The sequence below is a fragment of the Isoptericola dokdonensis DS-3 genome, assembly GCF_001636295.1.
GTDB lineage: Bacteria > Actinomycetota > Actinomycetes > Actinomycetales > Cellulomonadaceae > Isoptericola > Isoptericola dokdonensis.
This window is the reverse complement of the sequence record NZ_CP014209.1, coordinates 688,849-703,685: the sequence shown is the minus strand read 5'-3', so window position 1 is coordinate 703,685 and position 14,837 is coordinate 688,849. Positions and strand designations below refer to the sequence as shown.

Annotated in this window: 10 protein-coding genes and 1 riboswitch; of the genes, 6 read left to right on the top strand and 4 right to left on the bottom strand. The window is 76.0% G+C overall.

Annotated elements, in window-relative coordinates:
• Positions 1–2 precede the first annotated feature (2 nt).
• The 4 genes from I598_RS03385 to thiD all read left to right on the top strand — a co-directional run bounded on the left by I598_RS03385 (position 3) and on the right by thiD (position 6,105).
• Positions 3–2,432: a beta-glucosidase gene (locus I598_RS03385; protein ID WP_068201265.1), complete on the top strand. Its 2,430-nt coding sequence runs from the start codon at positions 3–5 to the stop codon at positions 2,430–2,432.
• A gap of 227 nt (positions 2,433–2,659) precedes the next feature.
• On the top strand, positions 2,660–4,057 hold the full coding sequence (locus tag I598_RS03380; protein ID WP_068201263.1) for a hemolysin family protein: 1,398 nt from the start codon (positions 2,660–2,662) through the stop codon (positions 4,055–4,057).
• On the top strand, positions 4,054–5,064 hold the full coding sequence (locus I598_RS03375) for a hemolysin family protein (RefSeq protein ID WP_068201260.1): 1,011 nt from the start codon (positions 4,054–4,056) through the stop codon (positions 5,062–5,064). Before I598_RS03380 ends, I598_RS03375 begins: the two co-directional genes overlap by 4 nt.
• A gap of 68 nt (positions 5,065–5,132) precedes the next feature.
• Positions 5,133–5,226: riboswitch (TPP riboswitch) on the top strand.
• Positions 5,218–6,105 carry a bifunctional hydroxymethylpyrimidine kinase/phosphomethylpyrimidine kinase gene (gene thiD / locus I598_RS03370; protein ID WP_068201258.1) on the top strand — a complete coding sequence of 296 codons (888 nt, stop codon included), beginning with the start codon at positions 5,218–5,220 and terminating at the stop codon, positions 6,103–6,105. It overlaps the preceding riboswitch by 9 nt.
• Positions 6,106–6,135: 30 nt before the next feature.
• On the opposite strand, the gene I598_RS03365 is transcribed toward thiD, so the two are convergent.
• From I598_RS03365 to I598_RS03350, 4 genes are all read right to left on the bottom strand, one after another.
• Positions 6,136–6,948: a PucR family transcriptional regulator gene (locus I598_RS03365; RefSeq protein WP_198155742.1), complete on the bottom strand. Its 813-nt coding sequence runs from the start codon at positions 6,946–6,948 to the stop codon at positions 6,136–6,138.
• Positions 6,949–7,011: 63 nt separating this feature from the next.
• Positions 7,012–8,466, bottom strand: a complete 1,455-nt coding sequence (locus I598_RS03360) for a LuxR family transcriptional regulator (protein WP_068201254.1) — start codon at positions 8,464–8,466, stop codon at positions 7,012–7,014.
• A 98-nt stretch (positions 8,467–8,564) separates the two neighbouring features.
• Positions 8,565–9,422, bottom strand: coding sequence for an alpha/beta hydrolase family protein (locus tag I598_RS03355; protein WP_068204856.1), 858 nt, complete (start codon positions 9,420–9,422; stop codon positions 8,565–8,567).
• Between the two features lie 187 nt (positions 9,423–9,609).
• The gene (locus I598_RS03350; protein ID WP_157557148.1) at positions 9,610–11,025 is read right to left on the bottom strand and encodes a hypothetical protein; all 1,416 of its coding nucleotides are present in this window, start codon (positions 11,023–11,025) and stop codon (positions 9,610–9,612) included.
• A 132-nt stretch (positions 11,026–11,157) separates the two neighbouring features.
• Here I598_RS03350 and I598_RS03345 point away from each other — a divergent pair, with 132 nt between their 5' ends.
• Entirely contained in the window at positions 11,158–13,014 is a 1,857-nt protein-coding gene (locus tag I598_RS03345; RefSeq protein WP_068201252.1) for an ABC transporter ATP-binding protein, read from the top strand.
• The gene (locus I598_RS03340) at positions 13,011–14,834 is read left to right on the top strand and encodes an ABC transporter ATP-binding protein (protein WP_068201250.1); all 1,824 of its coding nucleotides are present in this window, start codon (positions 13,011–13,013) and stop codon (positions 14,832–14,834) included. The genes I598_RS03345 and I598_RS03340 overlap by 4 nt, the downstream gene beginning before the upstream one ends.
• Positions 14,835–14,837 lie beyond the last annotated feature (3 nt).

The window sequence follows — 14,837 nt, the reverse complement described above, 5'->3', positions numbered from 1 at the left end:
GCGTGAACGAGCGCAGTGCAGGAATCGGTCAGGTCGCCAGCGAGGACCAGCTCGCCCAGGGGCGCGTGCAGCTGAGGTCCGACGACACGTGGATCCCCGACGGTCTCGGCGAGGTCTCCCGGCGGGCGGCGGCCGAGGGCATCGTGCTGCTGAAGAACGAGGGTGGGGTCCTGCCGCTCGCTGAGAGCGCTCCCATCGCGGTGTTCGGGCGCGTGCAGGTCGACTGGTTCGCCGTCGGGTACGGATCCGGCGGCGACGTCCGCCCGCCCTACTCCTGGAACCTGCTCGACGCGCTGCGCGCCGACCCGGCCGTCCAGGTCGACGAGGCTCTCGCCGCACGCTACGAGGAGTGGAGCGCCGCGCACGCGGTGGAGGCGGAGCCCGAGTGGGGCACCTGGCCGCGCTCGCACCCGGAGATGCCGCTGACCGAGGCGGAGATCGCCGAGGTCGCCGCGCGCTCCGGGCTGGCCGTCGTCGTCGTCGGCCGTGCCGCGGGGGAGGCCCGCGAGCAGGCGCTCGAGCCGGGCAGCTTCTACCTCACCGACGACGAGCGGACCCTGCTCGCCCGCGTCGGCGCGGCCTTCGACCGGACGGTCGTCGTCGTGGACACCGGCAACGTGATCGACCTCGCCTGGACCCGCGACGAGGCGCTGGACGCCGTCGTGCTCGCCTGGCAGGGCGGGATGGAGTCCGGGCGGGCCGTCGTCGACGTCCTCACCGGCGCGGTGCCCGCGGGCGGCCGCCTGACGTCCACGATCGCGACCCGTTACGAGGACTACCCCACGCACGAGAACTTCGGTGCCGAGGAGTACAACGAGTACGTCGAGGACGTCTACGTCGGCTACCGGTGGTTCGAGACGTTCGCCCCGCAGACGGTGCTCTACCCGTTCGGGTTCGGGCTGTCGTACACGAGCCTCGACGTCCGGGACGTGGCCGTCGCCGCCGACGGGGACACCGTCACCGTGACCGCAGAGGTCGCCAACACCGGCGACCACGACGGCACCGAGGTCGTCCAGGTCTACGTCCGGGCCCCCCACGGGCTGCTCGGGCGTCCCGCCCGGCACCTCGCCGGGTTCGCCAAGACCGGCCGGCTGCGCCCCGGCGCCACCGAGCGCGTCGAGGTCACCTTCGACCTCACCGACGTCGCCGCCTACGACGACGCAGGGGTCACCGGGCACCGGTCGGCCTACGTCCTCGAGGCGGGCGCCTACGAGGTGCTCGTCGGCGCCGACGTCCGGGCCGCGCACCCGGTGGGTGCCGTCGAGGTGCCGGAGCTGCGGGTCGTGCGCACCCTGCGCGAGGTCGCGGCCCCGCGGCCGGAGCACGCCTTCGAGCGTGTCGTGGCGCGCCCGGGCGAGGACGGCCGTGCCGTGCAGGGCGTCGAGAAGGTCCCCACCGCGACGGTGGCGCGGCGCGACCGGGTCCTGGCGGGGCTGCCGGAGCCGCTGGAGCGCACGGGCGACGTCGAGATCGTGCTGGCGGACGTGGCCGCGGGCCGGGCCACGCTGGACGCGTTCGTCGCCCAGCTCGACGACGACGAGCTCGAGGCGCTGACGCGCGGCGACTTCACGATGGACTCGCCGCTGGGGGAGGCCGGCAACGCCGGTGCGCTGGGCGGCACGATCGCCGCGCTGCGGGCCAAGGGCGTGGCCCCGCTGACCACCACGGACGGGCCCGCCGGCATCCGGCTCGCCGTGCACACGGCGCTGCTGCCCTGCGGCACGGCACTGGCCTCGACGTGGAACCCGGACCTGGTGCGCGAGCTCAACGCCCTCCTGGGTGCCGAGATGGCCGCCAAGGGGTCCGACGTCCTGCTCGCGCCGGGCATGAACATCCAGCGCGACCCGCTGTGCGGCCGCAACTTCGAGTACTTCTCGGAGGACCCGCTCGTCACGGGCGTCATGGCGGCGGCCACCGTGGACGGCATCCAGGGTGCCGGGCTGGCTGCGTGCCCCAAGCACTTCGCGGCGAACAACCAGGAGACCAACCGCGAGCACAACGACTCCCGCGTCTCCGAGCGGGCGCTGCGCGAGATCTACCTGCGGGGCTTCGAGATCTGCGTGACGCGCGCCGAGCCGCGCACGATCATGACCTCGTACAACAAGGTCAACGGCGTCTGGGCGCACTACCACCACGACCTCGTGACCACCGTGCTGCGCGACGAGTGGGGCTACACCGGCACCGTCATGACCGACTGGTGGATGCGCCCCGCCACGGACCCCGACTTCCCGGCGCTGACCAACGACGCCTACCGCGTGCGCGCCCAGGTGGACGTCCACATGCCCGGCGCGTGGAACCGCGACGACCGCCACGGCGACGGCTCGCTGCTGACGTCCCTGCACGCCGCGGACGGCATCACGCTCGGCGAGCTCCAGCGCACTGCCCGCAACGTGCTCCGCCTCGTGCTGTCGAGCCCCCGGCTCGCTTCCTGACCTCCCGCCCCCGGCGACCGTCCGCGACGGCCCGCGCGCCGCCCGGGCGGCGTGCGGGTGTCGGGAACTCCCGGGCGCCGCCGTCGGTTGATGTCGGTGATCGTCATCATCAGACAGAGAGGCGTGAGAACGCTCGTGAGCACCACCGGGTCGCCCGACGGCGACCAGAGTCACAGTCCGACCCCCCGACCCTGCCGGGTCCCGCGAACCGACCGGGAGGGGACGACGTGCTGACGACCTGGCTGTCCCTCCTCGCGGGAATCGTGGCCATCGGCGCGATCATCGCGGCGAACGGCTACTTCGTGGCCCAGGAGTTCGCCTACATGTCCGTGGACCGGTCGCGCCTCGGGGCACGGGCCGCCGCCGGTGACGCCGCGGCGGGCCGCGCGCTCGCCGTGACCCGGCGGACCTCCTTCATGCTGTCCGGCGCGCAGCTCGGCATCACCGTCACCGGCCTGCTGGTCGGCTACGTCGCCGAACCGCTGGTGGGTGACTCGCTCGGTGAGCTGCTCGGCGTCGTCGGCGTGCCGACCGGCGTCAGCGTGGCCGTCGGCACGGTCCTCGCCCTCGCCGCCTCGACGATCGTGCAGATGATCTTCGGCGAGCTGTTCCCCAAGAACCTCGCCATCGCGGCGCCGGAGCCGCTCGCGCTCCGCCTCGCCCGGTCCACCCAGGTCTACCTCGCGGCCTTCGGCTGGCTCATCACCGTCTTCGACCGGTCCGCGAACGCGCTGCTGCGCCTCGTGCGCATCGAGCCCGTCCACGACGTCGACTCCAGCGCCACCGCGGACGACCTCGAGCACATCGTCGCCGACGCCCGGGACAGCGGAGACCTGCCGGCCGACCTGTCGATCGTGCTCGACCGCATCCTCGACTTCCCGAGCCGGGACGTCGAGCACGCGATGGTGCCGCGCTCGCGCGTGGACGTCGTGGCCCCGGACCTCACCGTCGGTGAGGTCCGCGCCCTCATGGCGGTCGCCCACACCCGGTACCCGGTGGTGGGCGCCGACGACGAGCCCCTCGGCGTCGTCCACCTCCTCGACGTGCTCGCCGCCCCCGACGACGACGCCCCGGTGACCACCGTCGCGCGCACGCCCGTCGTCGTCCCGACCCTCATGGCGCTGCCCGACGCGCTCGGCGCGCTCGAGTCGGCCGGCCAGGAGCTGGCCTGCGTGATCGACGAGTACGGGGGGTTCGTCGGCATCCTCACGGTCGAGGACCTCTCCGAGGAGGTCGTCGGCGAGATCACCGACGAGCACGACGCCGCCGAGCCGCAGGACGTGGTGGCGGACGGTCCGGGAGCCTGGCTCGCGGCCGGGGACGCCCACCTCGACGAGGTCGAGCGGTCGATCGGCCACGAGCTGCCCCGCGGCGACTTCGAGACCCTGGCCGGCCTGCTCATCGCCGCCGCGGGCGGGCTGCCGGCGACCGACGACGTCGTCGACGTCGACCTGCCCGTCGACCCGGCCGACCTCGCGCTGGAGGAGCCGCCCCGCCGGGTCCTGCGCGCCCACGTGCTCGACGTCGCCCGCCGCGTGCCCTCCCGGGTCCGGCTCCTGGTCGCCGAGGCGCCGTCCCCCGGCGCGGACGACCCGCGCACGGACCTCGAAGGAGACCGGTCATGAGCAACCCGTGGTTCGTGCTGGGCGCCACCGCGGCGCTCATCGCCCTCAGCGCCTTCTTCGTCATCATCGAGTTCGCCCTGCTGGGTGCACGCCGCCACCGCCTGGAGGAGGCGGCGCCCACCAGCCGGGGCGCCCGCGCCGCACTGCGCTCCACGAACGAGCTGACGACCATGCTCGCCGGGGCCCAGCTCGGGATCACCGTGTGCACCTTCGCGCTCGGTGCCGTCACCAAGCCCGCGGTCGACGCCTGGCTCACGCCCGTGCTGGAGGCCACCGGCCTGCCGGCCTGGGTCGCCGACGTCCTGTCGTTCGCCCTCGCGCTGCTGGTCGTGACCTTCCTGCACCTCGTCGTGGGCGAGATGGCCCCCAAGTCCTGGGCGATCGCGCACCCCGAGCGGGCCGCCGTCCTCGTGGCGCCCGCGGCGCGCTGGTACGTACTGCCCTTCCGGCCGCTACTCGCGTTCGCCAACCACGTCGCCAACCGGCTCGTGCGGCGGGCGGGCGTCGAACCGGTCGAGAGCGCCGCCGTCGGCGGCCAGGACGCCGCGACGATCCGGCACCTCGTGGAGCACTCCGCGCAGGTCGGTGTGCTCGACGCCAGCGTCCGCTCGCCCCTGGCCGGCGCGATCGACCTCACGACCCGCACCGTCGGGTCGTTCGTCCCGCCCGGTGCCGTCCCGACCGCGGTGCCGGCGACGGCGACCGTCGCCGACGTGCAGGACGCCGCACGGTCCACGGGGCACCTGCGGATCCTCGTCGCCACCGACGACCCCGGTCGTCCGCGCGTCGTGCACGTCCGCGACACGCTCCTGGAACCGCCGGGCCGCGCCGCCGCCGACCTGGCCCGGCCCGTCCACGCCGTCACCGCGGAGCAGCCGGTGCACGAGGCCCTCGCGGGCATGCGGCGCGCCAGCGAGCAGCTCGCCGTCGTCGTGGACGGCTCGGCCGTCGTGGGCGTGGTCACGCTGCGCGACGTCCTCGGCCAGGTGGTGCCCCGCTCCGCCTGACCCCACCACCGCAGGACCCGACGAGGGCGGTCGACCGGCAGGTCGGCCGCCCTCGTCGCGCTACCGTGGCACCCGGCACGGGGTGCGCCGCCAGGCGCTGAGATCACACCCGTCGAACCTGACGCAGCTCGTACTGACGAAGGGATGTCGCCCATGACCCTCCTGCCCCGCCCCCGCCCCGCCGTGCCCCGCGTCCTGGCCGTCGCGGGCTCCGACCCCTCGGGAGGCGCCGGGATCCAGGCCGACCTCAAGTCCGTGGCCGCGGCCGGCGGCTACGGGATGGCCGCGCTCACCGCCCTCACGGCACAGAGCACCCACGGCGTCACGGGGGTGCACGTCCCGCCCCCGGAGTTCCTCGCGCTCCAGCTCTCCACCCTCACCGCCGACGTCACCGTCGACGCGGTGAAGATCGGGATGCTCGCCACCGCCGACGTCGCCGACGTCGTGGCGGACTGGCTCGGCGCGCTGGGCGACACGCGTCCGCCGGTCGTGCTCGACCCGGTCATGGTCGCCACCTCCGGCGACCGGCTCCTCGACCGCCGCGCCGAGGACGCCGTCCGTGCCCTGCTCACCCAGGCCGACGTCGTCACGCCCAACCTGCCCGAGCTGGCCACCCTGCTCGGCGCGCCCGTCGCCGCCGACTGGGCCACCGCGCTCGACCAGGCGACGGCGCTGGCCGCCCGTCATCGCGTGCTCGTCGTCGCCAAGGGCGGCCACCTCGACGGCCCGCTCGCCCCCGACGCGCTCGTCGGACCCGGGGGAGTCCTCGTCGAGCTCACCGCCCCCCGCGTCGTCACCACCGCCGGGCACGGCACCGGCTGCTCGCTGTCCAGCGGGCTCGCCACCCGGTACGCCGCCGGGGGCGACTGGGCGGCGGCGCTCGCGGCGACCAAGGAGTGGCTGACGGCCGCCCTGCGCGCCGGGCCGGGCCTGGACGTCGGGTCGGGCCGCGGGCCGGTCGACCACCTCGTGCACCTGCGGCCCGTCCCGGTGCCGCCGACGGGGGTGTCGAGCGAGGTGTCGACGGCGCCGGGGCGGTAGGCGACGGCGCCGGGACGTCGGGCGGCGGCGTCAGGGTCCGGTGGTGGCGGCCGCCGGCGGCAGCGGTCCCGAGCGGGCCCGGGCGAGCGCGAGCGCGAGCTCGACGACGTCGCGCGGGCGGTCGACGCGGTGCCCGGTGAGCCGTTCGATCCGGTGCAGCCGGTTGGTGACCGTGTTGCGATGGCAGCCGAGCCGGTCGGCGCAGGTCCGGGTGGACCCGTCGGCGTCCAGCCAGGTCTCCAGCGTGCGCAGGAGGACCTCCGCCTCGTCGCCCGTGGCGAGGACGGGGCCGAGGACGCGCAGGGCCAGCAGGGTGCCGAGCTCGTGGTCGCCGGCGACGAGCGCCGCCGGCAGGTGCTCGCCGAGGCGGACGACACCGGCGCCCCCCACCGCCAGGGCGAGGTCGGCGCGGCGGCGGTCCTGCGCCACGCGGGCGAGCCCCCGTGCGCCGAGCCCGACGCCGAGCCGGACGCCCGGGGGCAGCGGGTCGGGACGCAGGGGCGCGGTGCCGCCGACGATCCCGTAGGCGCCCGAGGCGGTCGTGTGCCAGTGCGCGGGCCCCTCGACGAGCGTGCGGGCGGCGATCCTCGCGGCGGCCGAGCCGCCGGCGAGGGCGACCACGGTGTACCTCCCGTGGACGGGCAGGCCGAGCCGCGCGGCGATCCACGGTACGTCCCCGGTGCGGCAGGTCCCGTCGAGCAGGTGCCCGACGAGCTGGTGCCGGGAGCGGTCGGGGTGCCCCGGCCGGCGGACCGGCCCGGGCAGGGCGGGTGCGGCGGGGCGTCCCGCCGGGACGGGAGCTGCCCGGTCGGGGCGGGGCAGGACGGTCGGTGCGGACGGCATGTTCCCTCCCGGGGTGCGACGGCGGTGGCGCCCGCCGATCATCGCATACCGTCCAGTCGGTCTCTAGGCGTCCTCGGCGGGGACCAGGCGCGCCAGCTCGACCCGGGACCGCACGCCGAGCGCCACGAAGACGTTGCGCAGGTGGCAGTCCACGGTGCGCACGCTGACCGACAGGCGAGCGGCGATCTCGCGGTTGGTACCCCCGGCGGCCACGAGCCGGGCGATGCGCTGCTGGTGCGGTGTCAGCGCCCCCAGCGCGCCCGGGCCGGCGCCGACCGGGTCGTCGGCGCGCGCCGCCCCGGCCGACCGGAGCTCGGCGCGAGCGGCAGCGGCCCACGGTGGTGCCCCGCACCGGTCGAAGAGCGTCAGCGCCGTCCGGAGCCGGTCGCGCGCGTCCGCCGGGCGGCGCCGCCCACGCAGCCACCGGCCGTGCAGCAGCAGGGTCCGGGCGCGCTCGAAGTCGCCCTCGGCGTCCCGGTGGGCGGCGTGCGCCCGCTCGAAGAGGTCGTGAGCCTCGTCGGTCGCGGCGAGCAGGGCGCGCGACCGCAGCACGAGCGCGGGCGTCTGCGGGTCGGCGGCCTGCTCCGCCCAGCGCTCCAGCTCCGGCAGCAGCCCGCGGGCGTCCTGCGCGGCACCCGCCGCGACCGCGGCCTCGACCCAGGTCGGCAGGACGAGCCCCCGCAGCGCGAAGTGCGCGCCGCCGCCCGCCCCGTCCAGCAGCGTCCGCAGCCGGTCGGCCGCGGCACCGGCGTCCCCCTGGCGCAGCTCGACCCGCGCCAGCGCCCACTGCGCCAGCGTCACCGGCTGGGCCAGGCCGTGCCGCCGGGCGATCGTCGTCGCGGCCGCCGCGTGGCGGCGTGTCGTCGCGGCGGTGTCCTGGACGGACGCCACCAGCGCCAGCACGGCGTGGTGGTGCGCCGTCGCGTTGAGCAGGCTGGACCGCCGGGCCGCGCGCAGACCGGCGGTGGCGTGCTCGCGCGCGAGCGCGTGGTGCCCGGCGCGCAGCTCGGCGTAGGCGAGCTGCTCGACCGCGCGGACCGCCGTGCCGGCGTCCTGGTGCGCGCGGCTCACGGCGAGGGCGAGGGCGGCGGCCCGGGCCGCCGCCCGGACGTCGCCCAGCAGCAGCGCGGTGCCGGAGCACCGCACCAGCACCTGCGGGCTCGTGCTGGCCAGCCCCGTGGTCACCGCCCGGCGCAGCGGCCCCACCGCGTCCCGGCGGCGCTCGGCGAGCAGCGCCAGCATGCCGGTCAGGTGGTCGGCGAGGAACCCGGGCTCGTCGCCCACGACGTGCAGCGCCGCCTCCACGGCCGCCACGCAGCCGGGATGGTCGCCGGCCGCCCACGCGACGTCCGCGGCCGCGAGGGCAGCGGTGAGGGACTCGGCGGGCGTCGCCGACGGTGCGTCCCGCGCCACGACGAGGCTCGCCCACGCGTCGGGCGCCGGGCCACGGGCGGTCAGTCGCAGCCCACGGTCCAGGGCGGAGGGGCCCGAGGGCAGGGTCGGCGTCGTCGCGGACATGGGCCGAGCGTAGGGACCGCCCGACCGGGCGTCCTGCGCGGACTGTGCCGGTGCACACCGCGGGGCCGCGACGACGTCGCGACCCCGGGGCGTGCGTCTCAGAACGGGCAGGTGGCGGAGTACTTCTCGACGTCGAGGTCGAGGAACGAGGGACCGGGGCACAGGAACTGGGTGTACCGGGTGTCGTCGTCGACGAACCGCTTGAGCCAGGCGATCGAGTACTTCGCGATCGTGGTGTCGTTCGTGTTCGGCGCGAAGTGGGACGCACCGTTCAGCTCCAGGTACGCCTTGTCCAGGCCGGAGGGCAGGGAGCCGTAGAACAGCTCGGCGTGGGTCCCGTGCGGGGCGATCGTGTCGTACTCGGCGCCGAAGATCAGCGTCGGCGTGCTCACCTGGCCCCACGTCTTGTCCGTGTGCCACGGGGTCATGGGGATCGCGGCCTTGATCGCCGGGTTCTCCTCCACGGCCCGCAGGGTGCCCCCGCCGCCCATGGAGTGGCCCATGAGGGCGAGCCGGCCGGCGTCGACGCGGTCGGCCACCCCGCTGGACGAGCTCGTCAGGTAGTCCAGCGCGGCCTGGAGCTGGGTGGCGCGGGAGTCCGGCTGGTCGTAGACCGAGTTCGTGGCCATCGTCAGCACCACGAACCCCTGGGACGAGAGGCGTGGGCCGAGCCAGGATATCGAGCTCTCGGTGCCGGTGTAGCCGGGGGAGACGACGACCGCGCCGAACGTGCCGTCCGCGCGGGTCGTCGGGTAGTGGATCGTGCCGCCGCCGAACCCGGTGACGAGGCTCGAGACGTTGCGGGTGGAGACCTGGTACGAGCCGCGCGACGCCTCGATGCTCGACTCCGACGGCGCGGGACCGCGCTCGAAGGGGTTGTCCGCGGCGGTGGCCCCGGGGCCGGCGAGGACGCCGACGCCGACGGCGACGGCGAGCGAGGCCAGGATCCCGGACATGCGGTGACGCACCCTCAGGGTGCTCGTGGAGTGCTGCACGTGTCGTCCTCTCTGACGGGGCACGCACCCACCCGGGCGTCGTCGGTGACGCCGGGCCGGCGGCGCGTGCCGTGGCTGCTCCGCCAGCGTGCGGGACGCTCCGGCCCGGGGGCATCGGCACAATCGCCGGTGCGCGGGCCGGGGTCGGTCAGTCGAAGAGATCGCCCATGTCGCCGATGTCGTCGAGGATCCCGCCGAGCACCATGCCGCCCAGCACGGCCCCGAAGGCACCGGTACCGCCCATGCCGCCCATGCCGCCGCCGCGGGGGCGGTGGCCGGCGTGCTGCGTGCCCCACGACTGGCCGTGGTGGGTGCGGGCGATGTCGCGGTGGGCGAGGGTCGCCGCCTCCGCGGCGAGGGCGGCGGCGCGGCGTGCGGCGTCGACCGCGCGCTCGGGCTCGGACAGGGACCGCGCGGCGGACAGCTCGCGCTGCGCCTCGGCCAGCCGGGTGCGGGCGTCGGGGCCGACCGGGGCGCGGTAGTCGTCGACGACGGCACGTGCCGCGGCCACCTGGCGCTCGGCGTCGTCCAGGGCGGGGGCGAGCTGCGCCGTGGCGCGGCGGGCGCGGTCGTCGGCCTCCAGGCGGCGGCGCACGGCGTCGTCGAGCGCGGTGTTCGCCTGGCGCACCTGGGTGAGGGAGCCGACCGGGTCCTGCGGGGCGCCGGGTGCGGGCAGCGCGTCGAGCGCGGACTGCAGGGCCGTGGCTGCGGCGTCGACCGCGCCGGCGCGCTGGGGGGCGGGCAGGGCACGGGCCTGGGCGAGCTCGCTGCGGGACTCGGCGACCATCGCGCCCAGGGCCGCCTCGGCCGTGAGGGCGTCCGCCTCGAAGTCGCGGACCGCCTTGAGCAGCCCCTGGGCGCGGTTGACCGACTCCTCGGCGGCCCGGGCGGTCGCCGCGGCCTGCGTGGGCTCGCCGTCGTCCAGCTTGCGGCGTGCCGCGGCGAGGCCCCGGCCGGCGAACTCCAGCAGCCGGTCCGCCTGGGCCGGGTTGTCGGCGACCGGGCGCAGCGCGGACGGCGCGTAGCGGGTGGCGAGCTCGGCGACGTCGTCGCGCGCGGCAGGGACGGCGCCGCGGACCTTCTCGACCTCCGCGGCGATGCGGTCCAGCGCCGCCGGGGTCGCCCGCGCGGTGCGGCGCCGCTCGGCGAGACCGGACTCGAGGGAGTCGAGCACCGCCTCGGCGTCGGTGCACAGCCCGACGATCCGCGCCGACCACTCGCGTCGCTCCGCGTCGGTGTCGGGGACGTGGTCGTGCAGGAGCTGGTTGAGGTGGAACGCCTCGCCGACGTGCTCGCGGGCCCGGCGCACGTGCCCGGCGAGATCGGCCGTCGCCTCGGTGCCGAGCTCGGCCTCGGCGAACGCGAGCTCGTCCTCGGCGAGCCGGGCGCGCTCGTCGGCGCGCACCAGCGCGGACCCGGCCCGGACGCCGAGCCGGTCGAGCTCGGCCGCGGCGTCGGCGGCGCGCCCGCGACGGCGCCGCACGGACCAGACCACGACGGCCACCAGCACCGTCACCACCAGCACCGCACCCGTGACCAGTCCGACGACAGCTGCTCCACCCATGCCCGGCATCGTACGGGCTCCGGACGGTGCGGCGGCACGGCGACCGCGGTCGGGACGACCCCGGGAAGCGGTTACCCGGGTCCCGGTGTGCCGGGGCAACAGTGAGGGTGCGCGGTGCCACAATGGACCCCGATGCCCCCCACCACCGATCCCGGCAGACCGGGTCCCACCGCACCCCCCGCCCCCGTCGGCTCCGAGCTGAGCACCGTCGCCTCGCTCCGCCGCCTCCTGCCGTTCGTCCGACCCGCGCTGCCGCGCCTGCTCGGCGGCATGCTCGCCGCCCTCGGCGCCAGCCTCGCCGCGCTCGCGATCCCGCGCGTCCTCCAGGCGCTCGTCGAGGGACCGCTCGCGGACGGCGTCGCCACCGGCGACCACACCGCCCTCGTCGGCCCCACGCTCGCCGTCCTCGCCCTCGGCCTGGCCGAGGCCGGCCTGGTGCTGCTGCGCCGCAACCTCGTCATGTACCCCGGCACCCGGGTCGAGGCCGCGCTGCGGATCGCCCTGTTCCGGCACCTGCAGGACCTGCCCGCCGCCTTCCACGACCGCTGGCCCGGCGGGCAGCTCCTCAGCCGGTCCATGGGCGACCTGGGCCTCCTGCGCCGCTGGCTCGTGTTCGGCCTGCTGCAGCTCGTGGTGTCGACCATCACGATCGTCGTCGGCGTCGGGTTCCTCGTGACCACCGCCGGGTGGCTGGGCCTGGTCTACCTCGCCGGCGCGATCCCCGTCACCGTCATCGCGTTCCGGTTCTCCCGCCGCTACCGCGTCATCGCCCGCCTGTCCCAGGACCAGTCCGGCGACCTCGCCAACACCGTCGAGGAGTCGGTCCACGGGATCCGCGTGCTCAAGGCGTTCGGCCGGCACCGCGAGGCCCTCGACTCGTTCACCGGGCAGGCCGAGGAGCTGCGGCGCACCGAGCTGCGCAAGGCCTCCAACCAGGCGACCGTCACCACCTCTCTCCAGCTCATCCCCGAGGCCACGCTCGCCGCGTGCCTCGTGCTGGGCGTGTGGCTCGCCTCCACCGGCCAGATCACCGTCGGCGCGCTCGCCGCCTTCTTCCTCACCGCTGCCGTCATCAACGGGCCCGTCGTCGACCTCGGTCAGACCCTGTCGATGACCCTCAACGCCCGCTCCGCCGTCGACCGCTTCTTCCAGGTGCTCGACACCCCGAACCCGCTCACCGACCCCGCGGACCCGGTGGAGCCCGCCGACGTCGAGGGGCACGTCACCCTGCGCGACGTCACCTTCGCCCACCCCGACGGCCCGCCCGTCCTGCAGCACCTCGACCTCGACCTGCCGGCCGGGACCAGCACGGCGCTGGTCGGGCTCACCGGCTCCGGCAAGTCGACGCTCGCGCTGCTCGTCCCGCGCATCCACGACGTCACCGCCGGCGCCGTGCTCCTCGACGGCGTGGACGTGCGCGCGATGCGCCGCCAGGACGTGCGCCGTGCGGTGGCCGTCGCCTTCGAGGACCCCACCCTGTTCTCGGCGTCCGTGCGCGACAACGTCCTGCTCGGCGTCGACCCCGACCTGCCCGCCGACACCCGCGACCGGCTCCTGCGCGAGTCGCTCGACATCGCCCAGGCGCAGTTCGTGCGCGACCTGCCCCAGGGCGTCGACACCCTCGTCGGGGAGGAGGGCCACTCGCTGTCCGGCGGGCAGCGGCAGCGCCTCGCGCTCGCCCGCGCCATCGCCGCCCGGCCCCGCGTCCTCGTCCTGGACGACCCGCTGTCCGCCCTGGACGTCGCCACCGAGGAGGCCGTCACCGAGCGGCTGCGCCGGGTGCTCGCCGGCACCACCAGCCTCGTCATCGCCCACCGCTCCTCGACCGTGGCGCTCGCCGACCGCGTGGCCGTCCTCGCCGACGGCCGCGTCACCGCCGTCGGGACGCACCGCGAGCTGCTCGCCACCGACGCCCACTACCGCCACGTCATCGCCTCGCTGGAGGACGACTGGGCCCACCGCGAGGACACCACGGAGGTCCGCTCGTGACCGCACCCACCGACCGGCGCGCCACGACGGCCGCCGCCGACGACGCCACCACGCTCGACGCCGCCGCCTCGCGGGCCGTGCGGGCTCGCTCCCTCGCGCTGCTCGGCGGGCTGCTGCGCCCGCGTGGCCGGCAGCTCGCGTGGGCGGGCCTGCTGGTCGTGGTCAGCACGGTCGGCCAGGTGGCCGGACCCCTGCTGGTCCAGGCCGCCATCGACACCGCGCTGCCCGCCCTCACCGACGGGGACCCCACGACCCTGGTCGTCGTCGGCGGCGCCTACCTGCTCGCCGCCGTCCTCGGCGGGATCTGCGCGGGCGCGTACGTGCGCGCCGCGTCGCGCGTCGCGCAGAGCGTCCTGCTGGAGCTGCGACGCCGCGTGTTCCGGCACACCCAGCGGCTCTCGCTGGAGTTCCACGAGTCGTACACCTCCGGGCGGGTCATCAGCCGCCAGACGTCCGACCTGGAGGCGCTGCGCGAGCTCTTCGACGGCGGGCTCACGGGCGTGGTGTCGTCGCTCATGCTCATGGTGTTCACCGGCGCGGCCCTGTTCTGGGTGGACTGGCGCTCCGGCCTCGTCCTGGTGTGCGCCCTCGTGCCCGCCTGGTTCCTCACGCGCTGGTTCCAGCGCCGCTCCCAGCTGTTCTACCGCGAGCAGCGCACGGCGTCGGCGCGCCTCATCGTCCGGTTCGTCGAGACGATGACGGGCATGCGCGCCGTGCAGGCGTTCCGGGGCGAGCGCGCCTCGGAGGCCGAGTACGCCCGCCTCGGCGAGGAGTACCGCGACGCGAACCTGCGGATCTTCGGCGTCAACGGCCGCTACCAGCCGGGCCTGGTCCTCATCGGCAACGTGACCGTCGCCGTCGCCCTCGCCCTCGGTGGCTGGCGGGTCGTGGAGGGGACCCTCGACGTCGGCGCGCTGGTGGCCGTGCTGCTCTACGTCAAGCGCTTCTTCCAGCCGATCCAGCAGCTCGGCATGTTCTACAACGCGCTGCAGTCCGCGGTGGCGGCCCTGGAGAAGGTGTCGGGGCTGCTCGCCGAGGAGCCCACGGTCGCCGAACCGCGCCGACCGGTGCCGCTGGGCGCCGCCCGCGGCGACGTGCGCCTCGCGGACGTCACCTTCCGGTACGGCGCGGGCCCGGTGGTGCTGCCGGACCTCGACCTGCACCTGCCCGCCGGGCAGACCGTCGCCCTGCTGGGCACGACCGGCGCCGGCAAGTCCACCGTGGCGAAGCTGGTGACACGGTTCTACGACCCGTCGGCCGGCGCCGTGACGCTCGACGGCGTGGACCTGCGCGACCTGTCCACCACGGACCTGCGCCGGGCCGTCGTCATGGTCACCCAGGAGGCGTACCTGTTCAGCGGGTCCGTGCGGGAGAACATCGCCCTGGGGCGGCCCGACGCCACGGACGCCGAGATCGAGGCGGCCGCCCGCGCGGTGGGCGTGCACGACTTCGTCGCGTCGCTTCCCGACGGGTACGACACGGACGTCAACAAGCGTGGCGGGCGGGTGTCGGCCGGACAGCGGCAGCTCATCAGCTTCGCCCGGGCGTTCCTCGCCGACCCGGCGGTGCTCGTCCTCGACGAGGCCACCAGCTCCCTCGACCTGCCGGGGGAGCGGCTCGTGCAGCGCGGCCTGCGCACCCTGCTCGCCGACCGCACCGCCCTCGTCATCGCGCACCGGCTGTCCACCGTCGAGATCGCCGACCGGGTCCTGGTCATGGAGCACGGGCGGGTCGTCGAGGACGGCACCCCGGCGGACCTCGCCGCGGCCGGCGGCCGGTACGCCGCGCTGGACGCGGCCTGGCGGGCCTCCATCGCCTGAGCG

What these genes read in the sequence shown, in the direction of transcription:
- I598_RS03375 (WP_068201260.1), top strand. Translation starts at nt 4,054, where the DNA reads ATGAGCAACCCGTGGTTCGTGCTGGGCGCCACCGCGGCGCTCATCGCC.
- thiD (WP_068201258.1), top strand. Translation starts at nt 5,218, where the DNA reads ATGACCCTCCTGCCCCGCCCCCGCCCCGCCGTGCCCCGCGTCCTGGCC.
- I598_RS03365 (WP_198155742.1), bottom strand. Translation starts at nt 6,948, where the DNA reads ATGCCGTCCGCACCGACCGTCCTGCCCCGCCCCGACCGGGCAGCTCCC.
- I598_RS03360 (WP_068201254.1), bottom strand. Translation starts at nt 8,466, where the DNA reads ATGTCCGCGACGACGCCGACCCTGCCCTCGGGCCCCTCCGCCCTGGAC.
- I598_RS03355 (WP_068204856.1), bottom strand. Translation starts at nt 9,422, where the DNA reads ATGTCCGGGATCCTGGCCTCGCTCGCCGTCGCCGTCGGCGTCGGCGTC.
- I598_RS03350 (WP_157557148.1), bottom strand. Translation starts at nt 11,025, where the DNA reads ATGGGTGGAGCAGCTGTCGTCGGACTGGTCACGGGTGCGGTGCTGGTG.
- I598_RS03345 (WP_068201252.1), top strand. Translation starts at nt 11,158, where the DNA reads ATGCCCCCCACCACCGATCCCGGCAGACCGGGTCCCACCGCACCCCCC.